The sequence below is a fragment of the Christensenella minuta genome (assembly GCF_003628755.1).
GTDB classification, from domain to species: Bacteria; Bacillota; Clostridia; order Christensenellales; family Christensenellaceae; genus Christensenella; species Christensenella minuta.
Genome location: NZ_CP029256.1, coordinates 2,390,065 through 2,411,221 on the forward strand (window position 1 = coordinate 2,390,065; position 21,157 = coordinate 2,411,221).

Here is a 21,157-nt window from a genome sequence, read left to right on the forward strand (position 1 = left end):
CAAAGGACAGGATAAATCTATGTTAGAGCAACTGAAAGAAGAAGTACTGAAAGCGAATAAATTGTTAAGCTCCGAACACCTTGCAATCCTCACGTGGGGGAACGTTTCGGGATTTGATCCGGAAAAAGGGCTTGTGGTTATCAAGGGCAGCGGCGTGGAATACAACATTATGGAATCCCAACACCTGACGGTGCTCGATCTCGGCGGCAATGTGGTAGAAGGAGAATGCAATCCCTCGACAGACCTTGACACGCACCTCGAGATTTACCGGAATTTCAAAAATGTGCGGGGAATCGTGCATACGCATTCCACCTACGCGACGGTATGGGCGCAAATGGGCCGGGCCATCCCCTGCTATGGAACGACGCACGCGGATTATTTCAAGGGAGATATCCCGTGCACCCGCAAAATAACAAAGGAAGAGATCGGCCGGGACTACGAAAAGAATACGGGAAAAGTAATCGTGGAAACCTTCTGCGGGCTTGACCCGGACGTCATGCGCGCGGTGCTGGTGCGCTGCCATGGTCCGTTTGTGTGGGGCAATTCCGCGCTGGATGCTCTGCATAACGCGGTTGTGCTGGAAAATGTGGCAAAAATGGCATTTTTGACCGATGGGCGGGTCCCGGGGCAGGAACCGCTCGTGGACGACGAACTGCTGAAAAAACACTATAACCGTAAATTTGGCGCGGACGCCTATTACGGGCAATCAGGAGAGACGAAATGACGGCAACAATAAAGGAATCCGTGCGCGGCACGCTCCGGCAGGAAAGTGAATCCGTCGGGAACATTTTTGAAAAGCTGGATATGGGTGCGGTGGAACAACTGGTAGAAATGCTGTGCTCACTGGAAGGGCGCGTTGTAACAGCGGGCTGCGGAACGTCGGGCGCGGCGGCAAAAAAAATCGCGCATACGCTGAACTGCGTCGATTGTCCGGCCGTTTTTATAAGTCCCGCCGACGCGGTGCACGGCGGGATGGGAACCGTGTGCGCGGGCGATGTGGCGATCCTGCTTTCCAAGGGCGGGGAAACGCCGGAGATCACCCAGTTGGTTCCCGGGCTCAAGAAGCGGGGCGCGAAGATCGTCGCGGTTACGGAAAATGAAAACTCTGAACTCGCGAGGGAAAGCGACCTCCTGCTGAAAATCCATGTGGCAAGCGAGCCCGACCGGTTTAATATGCTGGCCACGTCAAGCACGCTCACCGTAATCGCTGTAATGGATGCGATCGCAATCTGTGTGATGGACCGTAATGGGTTTACCAGAGAAACATTTGCGGTGATCCATCCGGGCGGCGCGGTCGGGCGGCGGCTGCTGGACAGATAAACGGGCCGCGCCAAGGCGCGGGTTCGATCAAAGGAAAAAGGAGTAATAACGAAAATGACGAAAAAGAAACGGAAGCTAAGATACGGCATGGTGGGCGGGGGCGCGCCCACGAGTGTCGGCGTAATCCATAGAAACGCCCTTTGCCTCAACGGGGATGCGGAGCTTGTGTGCGGAGCGTTTTCACACAGCTTTGCAACCTCCCAAAAAGAAGGCGCGGAATTCGGCGTCGCGGCGGACCGCATTTATCATTCCCATGAGGATATGGCGGAACAGGAAGCGAAAAGGGCGGACGGCATCGATTTCGCGGTGATTTGCACGCCGAACGCGTATCATTATCCGGCGGCAAAGGCATTCATGGAAAAGGGCATCAATGTCGCGTGCGACAAGCCCCTGTGCCTTACGCCGCAGGAAGCGGAAGACCTGAAAAAGACCGCACAGGAAAACAACGTTTTGTTTTGCCTGACCCACACCTTCACCGGGCATCTTGTGTCGCGCGAAGCGCGGGCGCTGTACCGCAAGGGCGTGATTGGCGAGCTGCGCACCGTGGTTGTGGAATATCCGCAGGATTGGCTGGTAGACGCACTCGAGAAGGAAACGGAGGAGACGAAAACCTGGAGGTCGGTTCCCGCGCTGTCAGGGCGCGGAGCCGCCATCGGCGATATAGGCTCCCACATGGAAAACTGGGTTCACTTTGTAACGGGCCTGCGGGTGAAAAAAGTGCTCGCAAATCTTGAAGCGGTCGGCAAGGGCACCATGCTGGATAACAATTTCCAGGTGATCGTGAAATACGACAACGGCGCTTCCGGTTTTTTCTGGGGCTCGCAGGTGGCGATTGGGTACGACAACGCATTCAAGGTGATGCTGCTCGGTGAAAAAGGCTCGATCGAGTTCTGGCAGGAGAACAACAATTACCTGATCTTGCGCCTGCGCAACCAGCCGATGCAGGTCATATCGCGCGGGAGCTCTTACTGCCAGCCGGAATCACTGAAATATGTCCGCACGCCAAAGGGGCACCCGGAAGGACTGACCGAGGCGTTCGCCAATATTTACAAATCCTTCACCGACGCGGTTTATGACAAGCTGGATGGTAAAACAATCGACGAGGACAGCTATGGGTATCCGACGATCGATATGGGTGCGGACGGCGTAAGGTTTTTCAACGCCTGCGTAGACAGCCAGGAAAACGGCAATATATGGATTACAACCGGGAAATAACCGGAAAACAGGTTTCCTCCCTGAACTATGATTTTATTGTGCGGCGGAAGATGCAGGGGAAGGGTTCCCCTGCATTTCCCGCTGTACGGCATAAAGGAGATAAACGATGTCAAACTACACAATTGGAATCGATTTTGGCTCGCTTTCGGGAAGGGCCGTGCTGGTCAACGTGGCGACAGGAGAAGAGGTCGCGCAGAGCGTGCTCGATTATCCGCATGCCGTCATGGACGAAACGCTTCCCTCCGGGAAAAAGCTGGGCGTGGACTGGGCGCTCCAGCATCCGCGCGACTACCTTGAGGTGCTTTACGGTACGATTCCCGGGGTGCTCGCAGAGAGCGGGGTGGAAAAAGAGGATGTCATAGGGATCGGGATCGACTGCACCGCCTGCACGATGCTTCCCACCCTTGCGGATGGAACGCCGCTTTGTTTCCTGCCGGAATATGAAGACGAGCCGCATGCCTATGCCAAGCTGTGGAAGCACCATGCGGCGCAGGAATATGCGAACCGGCTGAACGAAGCCGCGCATGTGCGCAAGGAAAAGTGGATCGCGCGTTACGGCGGAAAAATTTCCTCGGAATGGACGTTCCCCAAAATCTGGCAGGTTTTGGATGAAGCCCCCCATATCTACGAAAAAATGGACCGCTTTATCGAAGCGGCGGATTGGATCGTCTGGCAGCTGACCGGCACGGAAAAACGCAGCGCGTGCATCGCCGGATATAAGGCCGTCTGGCATAAAAAGGACGGCTACCCGACGGATGATTTTTTTGCGTCGCTTGATCCGCGGCTCGAACATGTGGTAGACGAGAAACTGGCGCGGAGGGTTTATCCGCACGATACGTGCGCCGGATACCTCACGAGGGAAATGGCGGAAAAAACGGGGCTTGCGGAAGGTACGGCGGTTGCGGTCGCCAACACGGACGCCCACGTCTGTATGCCTGCGGTGCGAATCGGCGGCCCGGGAAAAGTACTGGCGATCATGGGTACGTCGACATGCATGATGCTGCTCGGCGAAGAGGAGTGCGCGGTGCCGGGAATCTGCGGGTATGTGGAGGACGGCATGCTGCCAGGGTTTTACGGCTATGAAGGCGGGCAGTCGTGCGTGGGCGACCACTTTGCGTGGTTTGTGGAGAACTGCGTCCCGGCAGAATATTTTGAAGAGGCGCAACGGCGGGGGGAAAACATCCACACCTACATGCAGGAGCTTGCCGCCGGGCTGAAGCCAGGGGAAAGCGGGCTGCTGGCGCTCGATTGGTGGAACGGTAACCGCAGCGTACTTGTGGATGTGGATCTTACCGGGATGATGCTGGGCATGACGCTCCGGACGAAGCCGGAAGAGATGTATCGAGCGCTTGTGGAGGCGACGGCCTTCGGCGCGCGGAAGATTATTGAAAATTTTGAAAAGAACGGAGTGCGTGTAGACGAATATTACGCCGCGGGGGGTATTGCGGAAAAATCTGCCTTCATGATGCAGCTTTACGCCGACGTTATCAAAAAGAAAATACGGATTTCGGGCAGCCCGCAGGGGCCTGCGCTGGGCGCGGCGATTTACGGGGCAGTCGCGGCGGGCGCGGAAAAGGGCGGCTACCAGAATGTGTTTGATGCGGCGGACGCAATGGGGAAGCTTAAGGACACGGTATATACGCCGAACCCCGCCTGCACGGATATATATGACCGGCTGTATATGGAATATGAAACGCTGCACGATTACTTTGGCAGGGGCGGAAACGATGTAATGAAGCGCCTGAAAGCAATTAAAAAAGAAATGCACTGACCTGAAAGGAGGATTTTATGGCGAAATACGACCAATCATACGAAGAGGTGCTGCGCATCGAGCGCGATACGCTGGACTCTCTTTTAACAACGGTGGACAGGGATGTTCTTGACCGGATCGTCGACCTTTTGTGCACGGTAAAGCCGAACAGTAAGAAGGTAATTACGGCGGGCTGTGGTACGTCGGGGATGGCGGCACAGAAAATCGCGCATACCCTGAGTGTGGTGGAGGTACCGGCCTTTTTCCTGTCGCCCGCGAACTCCATCCACGGCGGCTTGGGCGCAATCCAAAAGGGCGACGTGGCGGTGCTGTTTACCAAGGGCGGAAATACGGGCGAGATTGTGAACTATATTCCCGTGTGCAAGGAAAAAGGCGCGGTAATTATTGGTGTAACGGAAGATGAAACTTCCATATTGGGTAAAAACTGCGATATCCTGCTGAAAATTGCGGTAGAACGCGAGCCATGCCCGTGGAAGCTGATCGCTTCGGGCAGCATTGTGGCGGCGATCGCCGTATGGGACGCAATCGCGTTTACCGTAATGCGGCACAACGGGTTTACCAAGGAACAATTTTACCTGACGCACCCCGGCGGATCGGTGGGAGACAAGCTGCGCGCGGGAAAATAGAAACTTACACTCAAAAAACGGCGGAGTCATCTGCGGCAAAAGCAGGAGGCCTATCCGCCGTCTGTTTTTTACTTGATGGCAGCGGTTTCCTCCGGCAGGAGCTCATACCGGGAAAACAGCTCCAGTCCGATGCGGCCCGCCAATGTTTCGGGCACAGGACCAAGCGCGCAGTATTGCTTCCTGTGCCCGTGCGGGACCTTTTCATCATTTGAAACCAAAATAACGGCGGATGCCGCGCCGTTTGTCCGTTCGGGTGCGGCGCTGAGGTATGCCGCAGTGTAGAAAGAAAGCTGGACGTCCCCTTCCGATTCATATTCGAGGACGAGGATTTTGTGTCCTGCGGGGCAGACGTCCCGCTGGCTTTTTTGTATTTCCATGATATGCCGTTCCGAAAGACCCTGTGCGCGCATTTGTTCGGCGGCCTCCCGCTCGTGCCGCGGGTCCGGCCGCGGCGGCGTATACAGGAAAAGATCGTTTAAGTAATACCCGCATTCCGTTCCGTCCGGCTTTTTGAAGGCAAACCGCTCTTCCTTTGGGTTTCCGCCTATCGTCATGATATGCGTCTGGTGGATAGGCAGCTCTTTGCTTTCCGGCCCGACGGTCAGGGAGAGGTCGAGCGGAAACGCCGGGTCGAATGCGGAGAAGAGTCCGCCGTCCTCGAATTCACAGTGCATGACGGAAATATCCTGCTCAGGAACATCCGCAAGCGGGCCAAGCGCAACGCCTTTTCCAAGGAAATACCGGAAGGGCAGGAGCACCTCCGGATCGTGGCCCAGCAAGGGAGCCGCGCCGCCCGAGGTGAAAGAAAGGGTTCTTCCCTGTACACAGAGGGACTGTGGCCAAAAGCAGTTCAGCTCTGCGTCCAGCAGGGCAAATTCCCGTTCCTCCCGGTGAGTAGACGCTTCAGACCCACCGTCTAAAAGCCTTTGTGGGATGGGACGGTGGTAAAAGAGCCACAGGCAGTTTTTTCCGCCGTACGAGGCGAGCCCCGCAAGCACCGCATCCTGTCCCCGCACACGCAGAGGCCTGTTTAGAATGATCTCCCGTTCGGGCACAAAGGGTTTTTCCGGTAATTCGTTCATGGCTTTCCTCCCATAATTGTCATTCAATAGTATACGTGCGTGCGGGCGGGGCAGGGAACTGTCAAACGCCGGACGGACGTTTGCGGAGGGGAAAAAGGAGCGTGAGGAAATCGGCGGCTGCAAGCAGGGCGGGGATTCCGGTTACCGGAAAGATCCTCCATACAAACGGTCATATCGGCCTCCTTTGCGGAGCGTGAAGGAATCTGGAAACGGCGCATGAAACGGGAAAAGACTGATAAGATACGGGGAACGCGAAGTTGTTTCGCACCATTATCATAGCAGAACCTTCGGGCTGCGGCAAGGAACAAAAAAGCTGTTCCGGGAGATAGGCCCGAAACAGCAGCGGAAAGCGGTGCCCGATGGCGTGTCATACGTTGAACCGGAACAGCACCACATCGCCGTCCTGTATGACGTATTCCTTGCCTTCCTGGCGTACAAGGCCCTTTTCCTTGGCGGCCTGCATATCTCCATTGCATTCGTTTTTCAGCGTATCGAAGGCGATGACCTCGGCCTTGATAAACCCGCGCTCAAAGTCGCTGTGGATTTTACCTGCGGCCTGCGGCGCCTTGGTTCCCCGCGTAATGGTCCACGCGCGCACTTCCTTTTCCCCTGCGGTCAGGTAACTGATGAGGCCAAGGAGCGAATAGGATTTTTTGACCAGCCTCATAAGGCCGGATTCCCCGATGCCAAGCTCCTCGATGAACAAGGCCCTTTCCTCCTCGTCCATTTCGGAGAGGTCTTCTTCTATTTTCGCGGAAATAGTCACGACCTCGCTCTTATGCTCGTCCGCATATTGGAGCAGCGGCTGCAAAATGGGCAGGCCGTCCTTGCCCGCCTGGTCTTCCGCGATATTGCCCACATAAATGATAGGCTTATCCGTAAGCAGGAACATGGAACGCATGATCTCCGCCTGTTCCTCGTCAAATTCAATGTTGCGCGCAAAGTTGCCCTTTTCAAGCTCCGCGAGGACCGCCCCGCACACCGCGGCCTCGAGCTTCCATTTCTTGTCGCCCGTCTTTTGCATTTTCACGGCTTTGTCGAGCCGTTTTTGCACGGTCTCCATATCCGCAAAGATCAGCTCGTAGTTGATGGTCGTCACGTCGCGCAGCGGGTCGATGCTGCCGTCCACATGGGCGACGTTGTCGTCCTCAAAGCAGCGTACGACCTCGATGATCGCGTCCACCTCGCGGATGTGCGATAAAAATTTATTGCCGAGGCCCTCGCCCTTGCTCGCGCCTTTTACAAGCCCGGCGATATCCACAAACTCGATCGTCGCGGGCGTGAATTTCTGCGGATGGTAAATCTCCGCCAGATAATCCATACGCGCGTCCGGCACGGATACGATGCCGAAGTTCGGCTCTATCGTACAGAACGGATAATTTGCGCTCTGCGCTCCCGCCTGCGTGAGAGCGTTAAACAATGTGCTTTTGCCGACATTCGGCAATCCGACGACACCTAATTTCATGAAAAACTCCTCGCTACAAACATGTTAAATCTGGACCCATCTTATTATAATCTGTAATGTAATCTTTCGCAAGCGCGGTTGTGAAAACCAGAAAGGCCTGTTATAATAAAAAGGCTGGAGGAACTCATTATCGTCTGAAAAGGCTACTATGTAAGGAGCAGAACTATGAGTTTTTTGGATACGATCATCTTGGGGGCGGTCCAGGGCTTCACGGAATTCCTGCCCGTTTCAAGTTCGGGACACCTTAACTTATTGCAGGCCCTGCTCGGCGTGGGCGAGGTGCCGATTTTTTATGATGTGATGCTGCATGTGGGCACGCTCGTGGCGGTGTTCATCGTGCTTTGGCCGGAAATTGTGGCGATCATTACGCATCCCATCAAAAACAAGCTGGGAATGCTGATCCTCGCGACGGTTCCGGCGGTCGTGGTCACGCTGATCGCGGAGAAGGCAGCCCCCGAGACGTTTGCGAACGTGCTCGACGGGAAATACCTTGCCTTCGGGTTTTACGCGACGACCGGCGTGCTTGTCGCGTGCGAGCTTGTCGCGCAGCGCATCGAGCGCAAGCGCGGGGTGGAGCTTCCGCAGGCGATGGCAATGGGCCTGATGCAGGCGGCGGCAATCCTGCCCGGCCTTTCGCGCTCCGGGTCGACCATCGCGGGCGGCCTCTTCTCAGGCGTGGGCCGCGAACGGGCCGCAAAGTTCGCGTTTCTGATGTCTATCCCGGCGATCCTCGGCGGCGTGGTGTTCGGCGCGAAAGACCTTGCGGAGACTGGTATGGGCGACGTTTCCGTCCCGGCCGTCATCGTAGGGACCATCGTTGCGGCGGTATGCGGCTTTATCGCCATCAAATTCATGCTCAAGCTCATCAGTAAATATAAGCTTTACGGCTTTGCGATCTATACGGCCGTCATCGGCACCATCGTGCTGGTCGAATCTCTCACCGCGGGACACTACTTCGTGAACCCGTTTGCCTGAGGATGCGTTATGGAAACAAAGCGGCCTTCCGTGTATGCGGGATGCCCCGTGTGAAAGGGAACGGAAAAATAGGGGGCTCCTCCCGTCACTCCATGTAAAAAAGGAAGCCGCTGCCGGAAACAGCTTCCTTTTTTGTCTGCAAATTTCTACAGTTCTCTATTTTTGGGAACCTTAAAACAAAATGCCTTGAGACCATAATTCTTTGCCCATATCCTTTTGCCGTTTTTAGTGACGTATGGGCTGAAAACAGTCTTGTATTGTTTAGCCATAAGCAATCCTCCTTCCCTTTTCCCCTTGAAGGCGGATGGCCCGTATGATATATTAAATATGGATATCCCGGCAATACGGATCATCCGTTAGCCAGCGTTGCCGCGCTGGTTACAAAGGGCAGATCACTCTTATGGGTGGTCTGCTTTTTCATCATAAAAACTTATTTCAGCTTACTGCTGATTATTTTTAAAGTCCTGCATAGCTCTTTTAATTCCATAAATGATAAAACATCTTCTTTTTCCATATCGAAGAATTGAAGATTGTGGGCGAGTTTTGTTATAACACGGCAAAATCGTTCGATCTCGGATTGCGTTTTCCGCTTGGTTTCTTCAATGATGGAAATTTTATCATCGTTTGGGGCAGGAAGCGCATTTTCTGACCTTGCTGTTTTATAAACCCCCCGCCCCGTATTGAGCAAATCTCCGGATTTTACCAAATATGCAAGAGCGCCCGACAGCTGGCCGGAGGTAAAAGAACCAACGATAGAATTTTTGATTTCTGAAACGGAATGATCGCGAAAATCAGAAGTAATTTTTCGGATTTGGTCTTTGATTTCGATACTTGACAGGTTCATTGGATTACCTCCATAAATGAATTTAAAACCAGTATAATCCATGGAGCTGGAAAAGTCAACAAATAATATTAGTTTGTTTAAAACAAAACAAACAAACAAAACAAACACAAAAAGAACAAAAAAGAAAACAATTAAATTAGGGAAACTACATATTAACCGGAGATATCTGGTGTATAATGAAGTAAAAGGAGCAGGCCCATGATTATCAGCGCGAGCAGGCGTACGGATATCCCGCGTTTTTATTTTGACTGGTTGTTGAACCGCCTTGGGGACGGTTTTGCTTTGGTGCGCAACCCGATGAATTTCCACCAGGTGAGCCGCGTACTTCTTTCGCCGGAAGTGGTGGACTGCATTGTTTTTTGGACCAAAAATCCGGGGCCTATGCTCGGGAAACTAGATTATATAAAGGATTATCCCTATTATGTACAATTTACTATCAATCCCTACGGGACCGAGATGGAATGTGCCCTGCCGCCAAAAGACAGGCTCGTGGAAACGTTCCGCCGTCTCGCGGACCGGACGAGCGCGCAGCAGGCGGTATGGCGCTACAGCCCCGTGCTCTTAAGCGGGACCTATCCGGCGGAGGCGCACCTTGAATTTTTTACCAAAACGGCGGAGGCCCTCCGGGGCTATACGGAGCAGTGTAAACTAAGCTTCATCGACTTTTATCCCAAGATCAGGAAGCGTATGGAGGCGCACGGGGTTTCCGCGCTTACGGAAGGAAAGAAGGCGGACCTTGCACAGCAGCTTGCGGAGATTGGCCGGAAAAACGGCATCGAGGTGTCGGCGTGCGGAAACCTTGATCTTGCCGCGGCAGGCATACCGCGGGCAAAATGTATTGACGATGCCCTGGTCTCGAGGATCACGGGCTGGCGGCTGAGGCTGAAAAGGGATACCGGGCAGCGGGACGACTGTTATTGCGTTAAAAGCGTGGATATCGGCGCATACGATACGTGCGGCAACGGCTGCCGGTATTGTTATGCCAATGCGTCGGACGGAGCCGTGGAAAGAAACCGGGCAGGCTACGACCCAGCCGCGCCCATGCTGTGCGGTACGCTGCTGCCGGAAGACAGGGTGGCGCAGCGGGCGGCGAAATCCGACCGCTGCCGGCAGGTGAGCCTGTTTGACCTGGATGCGGAACAGGGGGAGAAATGGCAATAGAAAAACAATATTTACCGGATGCGGAGGTCATCCTGTCGCACCGGCATGATAACGGGGCAGACCTCTGGACCACGCCGGACAAGCGTCTTTTCAAGGGTGCGCCGTGGTCGGCGCTCGAAAGCGCCATGTTCCTGACGGAGCTTGGAATGGATCCTGCGGACCCGTTGATGCGGGAAATGGCGGAGCTGTTTTTCAGCGTGTGGCGGGAGGACGGACGCTTCAAAACAGCTCCCTCGGGCGGGATTTATCCCTGCCAGACCATCCACATGGCGGAGGCGCTGTGCCGCATGGGTTATGCCGCAGACCCGCGGCTGCGGCAGACGTTCCGGCACCTCCTTGAAACACAGCGGGAGGACGGCGGCTGGAAATGCAATAAATACAGCTTTGGGCGCGGCCCGGAAACAGAGTATTCCAATCCATTTCCCACGCTCACCGCGCTTTCTGCGTTCCGCTTCAGCGAACACCTGAACCGGGAACCCGCGCTCGACCGTGCGGTGGAATTCCTGCTGTGGCACTGGACGGTGCGAAAGCCCGTCGGTCCGTGCCATTACGGGATGGGCACGCTGTTCATGCAGGTGGAATATCCGTTCCGCAATTATAATCTTTTTGTATATGTATATATTCTCTCGTTTTACGACCGCGCAAAGAAAGACGAACGGTTTCTGGCGGCGCTCTCCGCGCTGGAAGGAAAACTCGCGGACGGGCGGGTGGTGGTGGAGCGTGCCGTCCCCAAACTTGCAAAGCTTTCCTTCTGCGCGAAGGGAAAGCCGAGCGCCCTTGCAACAAAGCGCTACCGCGAGGTTCTTTTCAATCTCGGAATAAAAAAATAGAGTGTGCGGTGCGGGCTGCAGCGCCCTACACAATCAATTAAATTTCGGTAGATTCGGTTAGAAAACCCGCTAAGATGCTTATCAATAGGAGCGAGGTGAGAAACATGCTGAAACTCAAACGTGTGCAGCTCGGCGCGGACAAAGGAGACGGGTTCCGTATCCTTGTGGACCGGCTGTGGCCGCGCGGCGAAACGAAAGAAAAAGCGGCGATCGACCTGTGGGAAAAGGAGGTCGCGCCCACGTCCGGGCTGCGTAAATGGTTCGGACACGAGCCGGAGAAGTTTCCTGCATTTCAAAAGAGGTACCGGGCGGAGCTCGACCGGAACCCGGCGGTGGAGCCGTTCCTTGCGCGGCTGGAAAAGGAGCTTGCAAAAGGCGGCGTAACGCTTGTCTATGCGGCAAAAGATTCCGTCCACAGCAACGCTGTGGTGCTGAAAGAATATTTGGAGGAACGTTTGAAGGAAGGAGGAGCACGATGAAAGCAGTGATACACGTAGATGAAACGAAGAAATGGGACCTTGCCCTTACAAATGCCGAGAACATTATGAGATACGGCGAACAGACAGGCATGGATTTTACCATTGAAATCGTGGCGAACAGCGAGGCTGTAAAAGACTTGCGTGAAGAACAGGCAAGGAAAGACGGACGCTACGACACGATTCGCGACCTCGCGCTGGATACCGTTAAATTCGCGGCGTGCAGGAACGCGCTGGCAAACGCGGGAATCCGCGAAAGCACGCTGATCCCGTTTGTGGAAGTCATCCCATCGGGAGCGGTGGAACTGATTAAAAAACAACAAGAAGGGTTTGCCTATATCAAACCATAACGTTTCAGAGAGATCAAAAAAGCACACGAAGCGCCGTGTGCTTTTTTGATGCGTTCCCAAGTGGCTTTCAGGTGCCGTGCAATGCCTTAACAGTGTGAAAAACACACGATAAGCAGACGAATTAGTTAAGAGTTTATGAAGATAACCTTAAGTCCGTTGACTTGCCGGTTTCCCGCCCATATACTGGAACCATGAAAGGAAGAGCATGCGGGAAGAGCCGCATGTTAAGGAGGTTTTTCAGATGGCAGAGTTCAAATATTGCAGGAATTGCGGAAAACAGCTCCAGCCCGGCGAGACGGTGTGCATGGGCTGCGGTGTTCCCGTCGGAAAAGGACACGATTATTGCTGGAACTGCGGAGGCAAAACAGACCCGGAGGCCGTGGTCTGCGTTACGTGCGGTGCGGGAGTGATCCCCAAAAGCGGACAGCCGGGGCAGGCGCAGGCCTGTGCGCCGCAGGCGGGCAAATCCAAGATCGCAGCGGGCATCCTCGGCATTTTCCTCGGATGGCTGGGCATTCATAATTTCTACCTTGGATTCCAGTCCAAGGCGGTCGCCCAGCTGGTCCTCGGTATCCTTGGCATCGTGACGTTCGGCATCACAACGTGGATATCCGCGATCTGGGGCTTTGTGGAAGGCATTATGATCCTTGTGGGAAGCATCCCGGCGGATGCGGACGGGAAACCGCTCATCAATTGATCCGGAAGAAATAAACAATCTGTAAAAAAGCGTCTGAAATGGCTCGTTCGGGCGCTTTTTTCATGCGTTCCGCTTGAAAAAACAGTCCTAAAATATTATACTATTGTATCGGCATCTTTATGCCGAATCTATTTCCGGTGGGGAGACAGAAATTGGAGGAGACGATGGAAGAAAGAAAAGAGCAGGGCTTCAAAATACCGCGCGTGCTTTTGCCGGCGGAAAATATCAACCTTGCAAAATGGGCCTGTATCGCATGCGACCAGTTCACGTCCCAGCCGGATTACTGGAAGGCGGTGGAGCGGCTTGTGGGAAACGCGCCGTCCACCCTGCATATTACGCTTCCCGAGATTTATCTTGAGGATGAGGATGTCGGGAGCCATATTGCGGACATGAAGGAAACCATGCACGCCTACCTTGAGGACGGCGTGCTGCAGGAGCTTCCCCAAGGCGTAGTCCTGACCGAACGGCATATCGGCGGGAAGGTGCGCAAGGGCGTCTTGCTGGCGATGGACCTCGAGCAATACGATTACAGGATCGGGCATAGGCCGCTTCTTAGGGCGACCGAGCAGACGGTGCTCTCGCGGATCCCCCCGCGCGCGGAGATACGGCGCGGCGCGGCGGTAGAACTGCCGCATGTAATGCTGCTGATGGACGACGAAAAGGACAGCGTCATCGGCCCGCTGCATACGCAGAGGAACACCCTGCCGAAGCTCTATGATTTTGACCTGATGATGGACGGCGGACGCATCGAGGGATGGTTTGTGGATAACCCAAGACTGCTCGAAGATTTGACGGCGGCGCTTATGGAGCTGCCCCGGAGGGACAATATGCTGTTCTGCGTGGGCGACGGAAACCATTCGCTGGCCACAGCCAAGGCCATCTGGGAGGAAGCGAAGGAAACGCTTTCCATAGAAGAACAAAAAGACCATCCGCTCCGCTATGCGCTGTGCGAGATTATCAACCTGCGCGACCGCGCGGTGGAATTCATGCCCATACACCGCGTGATGTTCGGCGTCAACGCGGCGGGCTGCGTGCAATATCTGGTGGAACGCCTGCGCGAAAAGGGCAAAAAGGCCAAGCTGGTATTTGGCCGCTGGCGCAGTGAGATCGAGCACGACGGAACCTACCAGATTCCGTTTCTGTACCATGACGGAGCGGGGCGCATCATCATCGAAAACCCGGAGCACCCGCTGGCAATCGGCGAGGTACAGGAGGTATTCGAGGACTATATCCGCGAGAATCCGTCCGCAAAGCTTGATTATATCCACGGCGACGAAGCGTTCATGGAGCTTTCGCGGCAATACGACAATATCGGCTTTTATTTTGAGGCGATGGAAAAGTCCGAGTTTTTCGATCTGATCGTGAAATGCGGCGTGTTGCCCAAAAAGACGTTTTCGCTCGGGGAAGCGGAAGAAAAGCGGTATTACCTCGAAGGGCGGCTGATCGCTCCTTATGCAAAAGAAGAAGAACCGGCAGCGCCGGAAGAAGAATAAATCGGTGGGGGAATGAACATGGCAGTCAAGGTTACAAAGTTTGGTGGAAGCTCACTTGCATCCGCAGAGCAAATCCTGAAAATGAAGCAGATCGTGGAGGCGGACGAGGCAAGGAAATTTGTCGTGCCCTCCGCGCCGGGGAAACGTTTCAAGGACGACGTCAAGGTCACGGACCTGTTGTATTCCCTGCACGATGCGGCGGCACATTTTGAGGAGACGGACGGGATTTACGGCCAGATCGTGCGCCGCTATACGGATATCCGCGACGAGCTCGGCCTTTCCATCAAGATCGAAGAATACCTTGAAAAGATGTACCGGGATATCAAAACGGGCGCGAACGAGGATTACGCGGCCTCCCGCGGCGAGTACCTCAACGGGCTGCTGATCGCGGACCTGCTGGGCTACGATTTTATCGACGCTGCCGACGTGATCTTTTTCGACGAGACCGGAAGCTATGACGCGAAAAAAACGCTGTCCGTGCTGCCGGGGGCGTTAAAGCTGCACGAACGCGCGGTAATCCCGGGCTTTTACGGCAGCCTGCCGAACGGCAGGATCAAGACCTTCTCGCGCGGGGGCAGCGATATCACGGGCTCCATCGTATCGCGCGCGGCAAACGCGGACCTTTATGAAAACTGGACGGACGTTTCCGGCTTCATGATGGCCGACCCGCGCATCGTGGAAAATCCCAGAAAGATCGATGTAGTTACCTACCGTGAGCTGCGCGAGCTTGCGTATATGGGCGCGACCGTGCTGCATGAGGACAGCATCTTCCCCGTGCTTGAAGCGGCGATTCCCATCAATGTAAAGAACACCAACGACCCGGAAAACAGCGGCACTATGATTATCCCGGCTATCGAGGGACGGGACGGCGCGCGGGACGGCATCACGGGCATTGCGGGCAAAAAGAATTTTACCGTTATTACAATTGAAAAAGACGGAATGAATACGGAGATCGGCTTTGGCCGCAAGGTGCTTACCTGCCTCGAGAAATTCGGGCTGTCGTTCGAGCATATGCCTTCTTCCATCGACACCATTTCCATCGTGGTTGCGGATATCCGTATTCGCCACTGTATCGAGGAACTGATCGACGAGATCCATGCGGTCTGCCAGCCGGACAGTGTGGAAGTTTCCTCCAACATGGCGATCATAGCGACGGTGGGCCGCGGTATGATCCGGCAGGTGGGCGTTTCGGCGAAGCTGTTTGCGGCGCTTGCGCAAAGCCATGTAAACGTGCGTATGATCGACCAGGGGTCGAGCGAGATCAACATCATCGTAGGTGTGGAGAACGACGATTTTGAAAAAGCGGTGCAGGCGATTTATAGCGCTTTAGTATAATCAGAAGAAGTCTCCACCAGGCTCTTAAAATTCTTTCATGGATCGGCATAAGCGCCGATTCCTGCGGAGTAGGGAACAATGATTTTCGAGGCGGTACAGGCAGTGCTTATGGTGGTCATTATCATTGCCGCCGGATATTTCATCGCGCGCGCAGGCTGGGCGGGAAAAACCGTCACGGACTTTATCAGCAACCTGATCGTAGGCGTGACCCTGCCGTGTACGGCTGTAATGGCGTTTCTTACGGGCTTTACGGCAAAGACCCTTGCGGATTCGTGGATCTATATCCTCGCCTCCTTTGCGGCCATCGGCGTCACATGGCTGGCAGCGAAGCTGGTCGTTAAAATCGCAAAAATCAAAAAAACACAGCGCGGCGTTTTCACGGCGCTGTTTTCGTTTTCCAATTCGGTATTTGTGGGGCTTCCCGTGGCAACGGCGATCTTTGGAGAAGAGGCTCTCGTGTTTGCGCTTTTTTATTACGTGGCGAACACCACCTTCATGAACAGTCTCGGCTTTGTGGAGATCGCGCGGGACGGCATGGAGCTTTCGTGCGGGGGGAAGGGCGCGTGCTTCAGCGCGAAGGATATTCTAAAGAAGATTTTCAAGCCGCCCATGATCGCGGTCCTCGTAGGATTTCTCCTCGTGATGCTGAATGTCCGGCTGCCCGTGTTCCTTTCTTCCGCGCTTTCGTACATCGGGGATGTGACTTCTCCGCTCGCGCTGATGTTCGTGGGCATGATCCTTCAGCGCACGGGGATTTCCCGTATCAGGAAATTCGATAAGGGAATATCGTGGGCGCTTGTAGGGCGGTACCTCGTGTCGCCGCTCGCAATGCTCGGGATAACGGCGTGTATGGGCCTCCCGGCCTTCCCCTCCGAGGTGCTCACCATACAGATGAGCCTTCCGGCGATGGTTACGACAACGATCTTTGCCGAAATATCGGGCGCAGATACGGAGCTTGCCGCCCGTGGCGTCGCGGTCACGACGCTGCTGTCCTTCCTGACGATCCCCATTTATATTCTGCTGTTCACTTATGTATGATTTTTCGCTTTGGGTTTCGTCGCGGGAATAAGTTATGATATAATAAAAAATGGAAATGATAAAATGAAAGGAGCCTGCCATGCGTGTAAAAGCGGCTGTGCGGGAGAATTGGGATCATGGAGCGGCGGCTGCGCCGGAGGGCCGTCCAGGGCCCCGTGCGGCAGGAGCGCGGCAAGCTTCATAGGGAACGAGACGTATCCGGGTGCGCGCAAAGCGCGGCTGGAAAGCAAAGATATGGAAAGCAGGCGCAAGGGGGCGGCGAAGGATTCGCGCAGGCGAAACCGGAGCAAAGCGAACTGTGCGGCGACGGAGGGAGCGTTACAGGGTATGAGCGTAAGAAGACTATTTGTGGAAAAGAAAAAAGGCTTTGACGTGGAGGCGCAGGAAAAGCTGGCGGACTTCACGCAGAACCTCGGCGTGCCGGTGAAGGAAGTACGGATATTGAACCGTTACGACGTGGAGGGCATGGACGATGAATCGTTTGCCGCCGCCGTGCGGGGCGTATTTTCGGAGCCTGCCGTCGATACGGTCTATATGGATGAGCTGCCGGACACCAAGGGCTATACGGTGTTCGCGGCGGAATACCTGCCCGGGCAGTACGACCAGCGGGCGGACAGCGCGGCACAGTGCGTGCAGCTCCAGGCGCACGGGGAACGCCCGGATGTGCGCACGGCAAAGGTATACCTTTTAAAGGGCGTGACCAAGGCACAGGCAGGGACTATCAAAAAATACGTTATCAACCCGGTCGATTCGCGCGAAGCCTCCATGGAACCTTATGATACGCTTAAAATGGAGCTCGATATCCCAACCGGGGTAGAGACGGTCAAGGGTTTCATCAAAATGACGAAAGCGCAAATCGCCGGTTATGTCACGGAGAACGGCTACGCCATGACGGCGGAAGACATGCTGTGCGCGCAGGATTATTTCAAAAGTGAAAAGCGCGACCCCACGGTAACGGAATTAAAGGTGCTCGACACCTATTGGTCGGACCATTGCCGCCATACGACATTCCTGACGAAGCTTGACGAAGTGGAATTCGGCAGCGGCCCGCTTTCCAAGGCGGCGCAACGTGTGTACGAGGACTATCTCGACACGCGCAGGAAATTGGGCAGCAAAAAAGACGTGTGCCTGATGGACCTCGCGACTATTTATGTAAAGGAAGCAAAGCGCGCGGGCAAACTCTCGCATATGGATGAATCCGAAGAGATCAACGCTTGCTCCATCCGCCACAAAATACAGACATACGACGGGGAGCGCGATTACCTCATCATGTTTAAAAATGAAACGCATAACCACCCCACGGAGATCGAACCGTTCGGCGGCGCGGCAACGTGCCTTGGCGGGGCGATCCGCGATCCGCTTTCGGGACGGTCGTACGTTTACCAGGCGATGCGCGTAACGGGCAGCGCGGACCCGCGTGAAAGCCTTGCGGACACGATGGAATATAAGCTGCCGCAGCGCAAGATCACACGCGAGGCGGCGCACGGTTATTCCTCTTACGGCAACCAGATCGGTCTTGCGACGGGCCTTGTGGAGGAAGTGTACCACGAGGGTTATAAGGCCAAGCGCCTCGAGATCGGGGCGGTCATTGCAGCGGCCCCGGCAGAGCAGGTGAAGCGCAAGGAGCCTTCGGAGGGCGACCTTGTGATCCTGATCGGCGGGCGCACCGGGCGCGACGGCTGCGGCGGAGCGACGGGCTCTTCCAAGGCGCACGACGAAAAATCCATTGAGAAATGCGGCGCGGAGGTGCAGAAGGGCAACCCGCTCACCGAGCGCAAGCTGCAAAGGCTGTTCCGCAATAAAAAGTTTTCCAAGCTTGTAAAGCGCTGTAACGATTTCGGCGCGGGCGGCGTGTGCGTCGCCATCGGAGAACTGGCGGACGGGCTCGATATCAATCTCGATGCGGTTCCCAAAAAATACGAGGGCCTCGACGGGACGGAGCTTGCGATCTCTGAATCGCAGGAGCGTATGGCGGTGGTGATCCGTCCGCAGGACCTGGATAAGGTGCTTAAGCTGGCCGAGGACGAAAACCTTGAAGCGACGCTCGTTGCGCGCGTGACGGATGAAGGCCGTATGCGCCTCATGTGGAACGGCAAGACCATTGTGGATATCACCCGCGAATTCCTGAACTCCAACGGTGCGACACAGCACGCAAAAGCGAAAGTGGCGGACGCGGATACGGAAAACCTGTTTGCGGAAAAGACGGAGGATACGGTGGAAAAAACGCTGCTGTTCCTGCTTTCCGACCTCAATATCTGTTCGCAGAAGGGCCTTGTGGAAATGTTCGACGGCAGCATCGGCGCGGGCAGCGTGACCATGCCGCTCGGAGGCAGGTACCAGATGACGCCCGTACAGGCGATGTGTGCAAAGATACCCGTGCAGGATACGGACAGCAAATCCGCGACCCTGATGAGCTACGGTATGGACCCGTACCTGATGGAAAAGAGCCCCTTCCTCGGCGCGGTATACGCCATCCTGCTTTCCGAAGCGAAGCTTACGGCAGGCGGCGGTGCGGTAGGTGATTCCTGGCTGACCCTGCAGGAATATTTCGAGCGGATGACGAACGATCCCGCGCGCTGGGGCAAGCCTCTCGCGGCGCTCCTCGGCGCCTATTATGCGCAAAAAGAGCTTGGCGTCGCGGCGATCGGCGGAAAGGATTCCATGAGCGGCACGTTCAAGGATATCGACGTACCGCCCACGCTGTGCGCGTTCTGCGTGGCGCCTGTGCTGGCGGCAAACGTCATCACCCCCGAATTCAAGCAGGCCGGCAACAAGCTTTATCTGCTCGATATCGTGCGCGACCAGGACGGCATGCCGGATTTTGAGGATGTCAAACAGAAATACGATAAACTGCACAAGATGATACAGGATAAAGCCGTGGTCTCCGCGTATGCGGTAGAACGCGGGGGCATGCTGGCGGGCGCGGCGAAATGCGCGTTCGGCAACGGCCTTGGCGTGAAGCTGTTCCCGCAGGATATTTCGGAGCTTACGCGCAAGATGTACGGTGCGGTGCTCGTGGAGGCGGCGGACATTGCCGATCCGGATTTTACCCTCGTGGGCGAGATCCGCGAAGAGCCGTTCATCGAGGCAATGGGAGAAAGCGTCCCGCTCGCGCGTGCACTCGAAGCCTACACCAGCACGCTCGAACCGGTATTCCCTACCAAAACTGCGGACGGCGGACGGGTGGATACGCCCATCTACCAGAAAAAAGACATCTTTGTCAGCAAATATAAGACCGCAATCCCGCGCGTCGTGATTCCTGTGTTCCCGGGCACCAACTGCGAATACGATACGGCAAAGGCGTTCGAGAAGGCGGGCGCGGTCGCCAGTGTGGTTGTCATGCGCAATCTTTCGCCGCTGGCGATCGAAGAAAGCATCAAGCTGCTTGCCAGCGAAATCGCAAACGCGCAGATGATTATGCTGCCCGGCGGCTTCTCGGGCGGCGACGAGCCGGACGGCAGCGGGAAGTTCATCGCGACGACCTTCCGCTCGGGCCGCGTGAAGGATGCGACGCACGACCTTCTGAAAAACCGCGGCGGTCTGATGCTTGGCATCTGCAATGGTTTTCAGGCGCTCATCAAGCTCGGGCTCGTGCCCTACGGCGAGATCCGGGAAATGCGGGACGATTCTCCTACGCTTACGTACAACAATATCGGACGGCACGTTTCGTGCATCGTGCGTACGCGCATCACCAGCGCGAATTCCCCGTGGCTTCTGCTTTCCGAGCCCGGCGAGATACAGTCGGTCGCCGTATCGCACGGCGAGGGCCGTTTTGTGGCAACGGAAAAAGAGCTGAAACAGTTGTTTAAAAGCGGTCAGGTCGCCACGCAGTATGTGGACTTTGACGGCAATCCGACGATGGATGTGGAATTCAACCCCAACGGGTCGATGGCAGCCGTCGAGGGCATCATGAGTCCGGACGGCAGGGTGCTTGGCAAGATGGGCCACTCCGAACGCGCGGGGCTCAATATCGCCAAAAATATTCCCGGGGATTACGATCAGAAGATTTTCGAGAGCGGCGTAAAGTATTTCCGGTAAAAAACAGATCAAAAAGGCCCCGCCTACTGCAGAGCACCAGGAAAAAAGGACATTGAAAGAAAAGACCTCCAATTGTAGGATAGAAACTATGATAGGAGGTTTTTTGAATGTCAGGAAAAAAAGGAATGCATCACTACAGCGAAGAAATGAAGGCACAAGTGCGAAAAGAATATGAAGAAGGGAAAAGCACGCATGGATTGAGCCGAAAATATGGCGTTAGCCGATGGCCAGTTCATTGCTGGTGCGGATTAAGTGAAAAGGTGAATCAGCGTCAGTCCGTACTGCTGCAAAGGGGGAGACCACGAAAGAATCCTAAAGACCCGGAACAATTGATCCGAAGATTGCAGATGGAGAATGAATTGTTGCGAAATTTTCTGTCAGCCGTTGGAGGAAGGTGAGACCAAGAGTAAAGTACCGTATGATTGAGCAATGTGCGTGCAA

General features: G+C 55.2%; 19 protein-coding genes. 16 read left to right on the forward strand and 3 right to left on the reverse strand.

Annotation, left to right across the window (positions count from 1 at the left end; translation table 11 throughout):
* The first annotated feature begins 19 nt into the window (after positions 1 to 19).
* From araD to B1H56_RS11460, 5 genes are all read left to right on the forward strand, one after another.
* Positions 20 to 724: an L-ribulose-5-phosphate 4-epimerase AraD gene (gene araD / locus B1H56_RS11440; RefSeq protein ID WP_066519914.1), complete on the forward strand. Its 705-nt coding sequence runs from the start codon at positions 20 to 22 to the stop codon at positions 722 to 724.
* Positions 721 to 1,320 carry a KpsF/GutQ family sugar-phosphate isomerase gene (locus tag B1H56_RS11445; RefSeq protein WP_066519920.1) on the forward strand — a complete coding sequence of 200 codons (600 nt, stop codon included), beginning with the start codon at positions 721 to 723 and terminating at the stop codon, positions 1,318 to 1,320. Before araD ends, B1H56_RS11445 begins: the two co-directional genes overlap by 4 nt.
* Positions 1,321 to 1,374: 54 nt before the next feature.
* Positions 1,375 to 2,535 carry a Gfo/Idh/MocA family protein gene (locus tag B1H56_RS11450; RefSeq protein WP_066519922.1) on the forward strand — a complete coding sequence of 387 codons (1,161 nt, stop codon included), beginning with the start codon at positions 1,375 to 1,377 and terminating at the stop codon, positions 2,533 to 2,535.
* 106 nt (positions 2,536 to 2,641) lie between these two features.
* Positions 2,642 to 4,306, forward strand: coding sequence for a ribulokinase (gene araB / locus B1H56_RS11455; protein ID WP_066519924.1), 1,665 nt, complete (start codon positions 2,642 to 2,644; stop codon positions 4,304 to 4,306).
* Between the two features lie 17 nt (positions 4,307 to 4,323).
* The gene (locus B1H56_RS11460; RefSeq protein ID WP_066519926.1) at positions 4,324 to 4,932 is read left to right on the forward strand and encodes a KpsF/GutQ family sugar-phosphate isomerase; all 609 of its coding nucleotides are present in this window, start codon (positions 4,324 to 4,326) and stop codon (positions 4,930 to 4,932) included.
* Positions 4,933 to 5,000: 68 nt separating this feature from the next.
* Here the strand turns inward: B1H56_RS11460 and B1H56_RS11465 are convergent, their stop codons facing one another.
* A complete protein-coding gene (locus B1H56_RS11465) occupies positions 5,001 to 6,014 on the reverse strand; it encodes a hypothetical protein (protein ID WP_066519928.1) in 1,014 nt (337 codons plus the stop codon).
* Positions 6,015 to 6,381: 367 nt separating this feature from the next.
* Positions 6,382 to 7,479, reverse strand: a complete 1,098-nt coding sequence (ychF, locus tag B1H56_RS11470; RefSeq protein ID WP_066519930.1) for a redox-regulated ATPase YchF — start codon at positions 7,477 to 7,479, stop codon at positions 6,382 to 6,384.
* Positions 7,480 to 7,644: 165 nt separating this feature from the next.
* Between ychF and B1H56_RS11475 the strand changes: the two genes are divergently transcribed.
* Entirely contained in the window at positions 7,645 to 8,454 is an 810-nt protein-coding gene (locus B1H56_RS11475) for an undecaprenyl-diphosphate phosphatase (protein ID WP_066519932.1), read from the forward strand.
* 430 nt (positions 8,455 to 8,884) lie between these two features.
* Here B1H56_RS11475 and B1H56_RS11480 read toward each other — a convergent pair whose 3' ends face one another.
* Positions 8,885 to 9,298, reverse strand: a complete 414-nt coding sequence (locus B1H56_RS11480) for a hypothetical protein (RefSeq protein ID WP_066519933.1) — start codon at positions 9,296 to 9,298, stop codon at positions 8,885 to 8,887.
* 198 nt (positions 9,299 to 9,496) lie between these two features.
* On the opposite strand from B1H56_RS11480, the gene B1H56_RS11485 reads away from it, so the two are divergent.
* The 10 genes from B1H56_RS11485 (at position 9,497) to B1H56_RS11530 (ending at position 21,114) form a co-directional block, all read left to right on the forward strand.
* A complete protein-coding gene (locus B1H56_RS11485) occupies positions 9,497 to 10,459 on the forward strand; it encodes a DUF1848 domain-containing protein (protein WP_066519936.1) in 963 nt (320 codons plus the stop codon).
* Positions 10,450 to 11,289, forward strand: a complete 840-nt coding sequence (locus B1H56_RS11490) for a prenyltransferase (protein ID WP_066519939.1) — start codon at positions 10,450 to 10,452, stop codon at positions 11,287 to 11,289. The genes B1H56_RS11485 and B1H56_RS11490 overlap by 10 nt, the downstream gene beginning before the upstream one ends.
* Positions 11,290 to 11,393: 104 nt before the next feature.
* Positions 11,394 to 11,768 (forward strand): DUF488 domain-containing protein, encoded by a 375-nt coding sequence (locus B1H56_RS11495; protein ID WP_082771115.1) that lies wholly within the window; start codon positions 11,394 to 11,396, stop codon positions 11,766 to 11,768.
* Complete coding sequence (locus B1H56_RS11500; protein ID WP_066519943.1) at positions 11,765 to 12,115, forward strand: DsrE family protein; 351 nt, start codon at positions 11,765 to 11,767, stop codon at positions 12,113 to 12,115. Before B1H56_RS11495 ends, B1H56_RS11500 begins: the two co-directional genes overlap by 4 nt.
* 241 nt (positions 12,116 to 12,356) lie before the next feature.
* Positions 12,357 to 12,812, forward strand: coding sequence for a TM2 domain-containing protein (locus tag B1H56_RS11505; RefSeq protein WP_066519945.1), 456 nt, complete (start codon positions 12,357 to 12,359; stop codon positions 12,810 to 12,812).
* A 164-nt stretch (positions 12,813 to 12,976) separates the two neighbouring features.
* A complete protein-coding gene (locus B1H56_RS11510; RefSeq protein ID WP_066519948.1) occupies positions 12,977 to 14,305 on the forward strand; it encodes a DUF1015 domain-containing protein in 1,329 nt (442 codons plus the stop codon).
* An 18-nt stretch (positions 14,306 to 14,323) separates the two neighbouring features.
* Positions 14,324 to 15,640, forward strand: coding sequence for an aspartate kinase (locus B1H56_RS11515; protein WP_066519952.1), 1,317 nt, complete (start codon positions 14,324 to 14,326; stop codon positions 15,638 to 15,640).
* A 78-nt stretch (positions 15,641 to 15,718) separates the two neighbouring features.
* A complete protein-coding gene (locus B1H56_RS11520) occupies positions 15,719 to 16,678 on the forward strand; it encodes an AEC family transporter (protein WP_066519954.1) in 960 nt (319 codons plus the stop codon).
* Between the two features lie 327 nt (positions 16,679 to 17,005).
* Positions 17,006 to 20,716, forward strand: coding sequence for a phosphoribosylformylglycinamidine synthase (locus tag B1H56_RS11525; protein WP_066520068.1), 3,711 nt, complete (start codon positions 17,006 to 17,008; stop codon positions 20,714 to 20,716).
* 107 nt (positions 20,717 to 20,823) lie between these two features.
* Entirely contained in the window at positions 20,824 to 21,114 is a 291-nt protein-coding gene (locus tag B1H56_RS11530; protein ID WP_066519956.1) for a hypothetical protein, read from the forward strand.
* Positions 21,115 to 21,157: the final 43 nt, after the last annotated feature.

Excerpts from the sequence above, each read along its gene's own strand:
- B1H56_RS11530 (WP_066519956.1), top strand. The coding sequence starts at position 20,824 with ATGTCAGGAAAAAAAGGAATGCATCACTACAGCGAAGAAATGAAGGCA.
- B1H56_RS11465 (WP_066519928.1), bottom strand. The coding sequence starts at position 6,014 with ATGAACGAATTACCGGAAAAACCCTTTGTGCCCGAACGGGAGATCATT.
- B1H56_RS11515 (WP_066519952.1), top strand. The coding sequence starts at position 14,324 with ATGGCAGTCAAGGTTACAAAGTTTGGTGGAAGCTCACTTGCATCCGCA.
- B1H56_RS11510 (WP_066519948.1), top strand. The coding sequence starts at position 12,977 with ATGGAAGAAAGAAAAGAGCAGGGCTTCAAAATACCGCGCGTGCTTTTG.
- B1H56_RS11505 (WP_066519945.1), top strand. The coding sequence starts at position 12,357 with ATGGCAGAGTTCAAATATTGCAGGAATTGCGGAAAACAGCTCCAGCCC.
- araB (WP_066519924.1), top strand. The coding sequence starts at position 2,642 with ATGTCAAACTACACAATTGGAATCGATTTTGGCTCGCTTTCGGGAAGG.
- B1H56_RS11480 (WP_066519933.1), bottom strand. The coding sequence starts at position 9,298 with ATGAACCTGTCAAGTATCGAAATCAAAGACCAAATCCGAAAAATTACT.
- B1H56_RS11500 (WP_066519943.1), top strand. The coding sequence starts at position 11,765 with ATGAAAGCAGTGATACACGTAGATGAAACGAAGAAATGGGACCTTGCC.
- B1H56_RS11490 (WP_066519939.1), top strand. The coding sequence starts at position 10,450 with ATGGCAATAGAAAAACAATATTTACCGGATGCGGAGGTCATCCTGTCG.
- ychF (WP_066519930.1), bottom strand. The coding sequence starts at position 7,479 with ATGAAATTAGGTGTCGTCGGATTGCCGAATGTCGGCAAAAGCACATTG.
- B1H56_RS11475 (WP_066519932.1), top strand. The coding sequence starts at position 7,645 with ATGAGTTTTTTGGATACGATCATCTTGGGGGCGGTCCAGGGCTTCACG.
- araD (WP_066519914.1), top strand. The coding sequence starts at position 20 with ATGTTAGAGCAACTGAAAGAAGAAGTACTGAAAGCGAATAAATTGTTA.
- B1H56_RS11485 (WP_066519936.1), top strand. The coding sequence starts at position 9,497 with ATGATTATCAGCGCGAGCAGGCGTACGGATATCCCGCGTTTTTATTTT.
- B1H56_RS11445 (WP_066519920.1), top strand. The coding sequence starts at position 721 with ATGACGGCAACAATAAAGGAATCCGTGCGCGGCACGCTCCGGCAGGAA.
- B1H56_RS11460 (WP_066519926.1), top strand. The coding sequence starts at position 4,324 with ATGGCGAAATACGACCAATCATACGAAGAGGTGCTGCGCATCGAGCGC.
- B1H56_RS11525 (WP_066520068.1), top strand. The coding sequence starts at position 17,006 with ATGAGCGTAAGAAGACTATTTGTGGAAAAGAAAAAAGGCTTTGACGTG.
- B1H56_RS11495 (WP_082771115.1), top strand. The coding sequence starts at position 11,394 with ATGCTGAAACTCAAACGTGTGCAGCTCGGCGCGGACAAAGGAGACGGG.
- B1H56_RS11450 (WP_066519922.1), top strand. The coding sequence starts at position 1,375 with ATGACGAAAAAGAAACGGAAGCTAAGATACGGCATGGTGGGCGGGGGC.
- B1H56_RS11520 (WP_066519954.1), top strand. The coding sequence starts at position 15,719 with ATGATTTTCGAGGCGGTACAGGCAGTGCTTATGGTGGTCATTATCATT.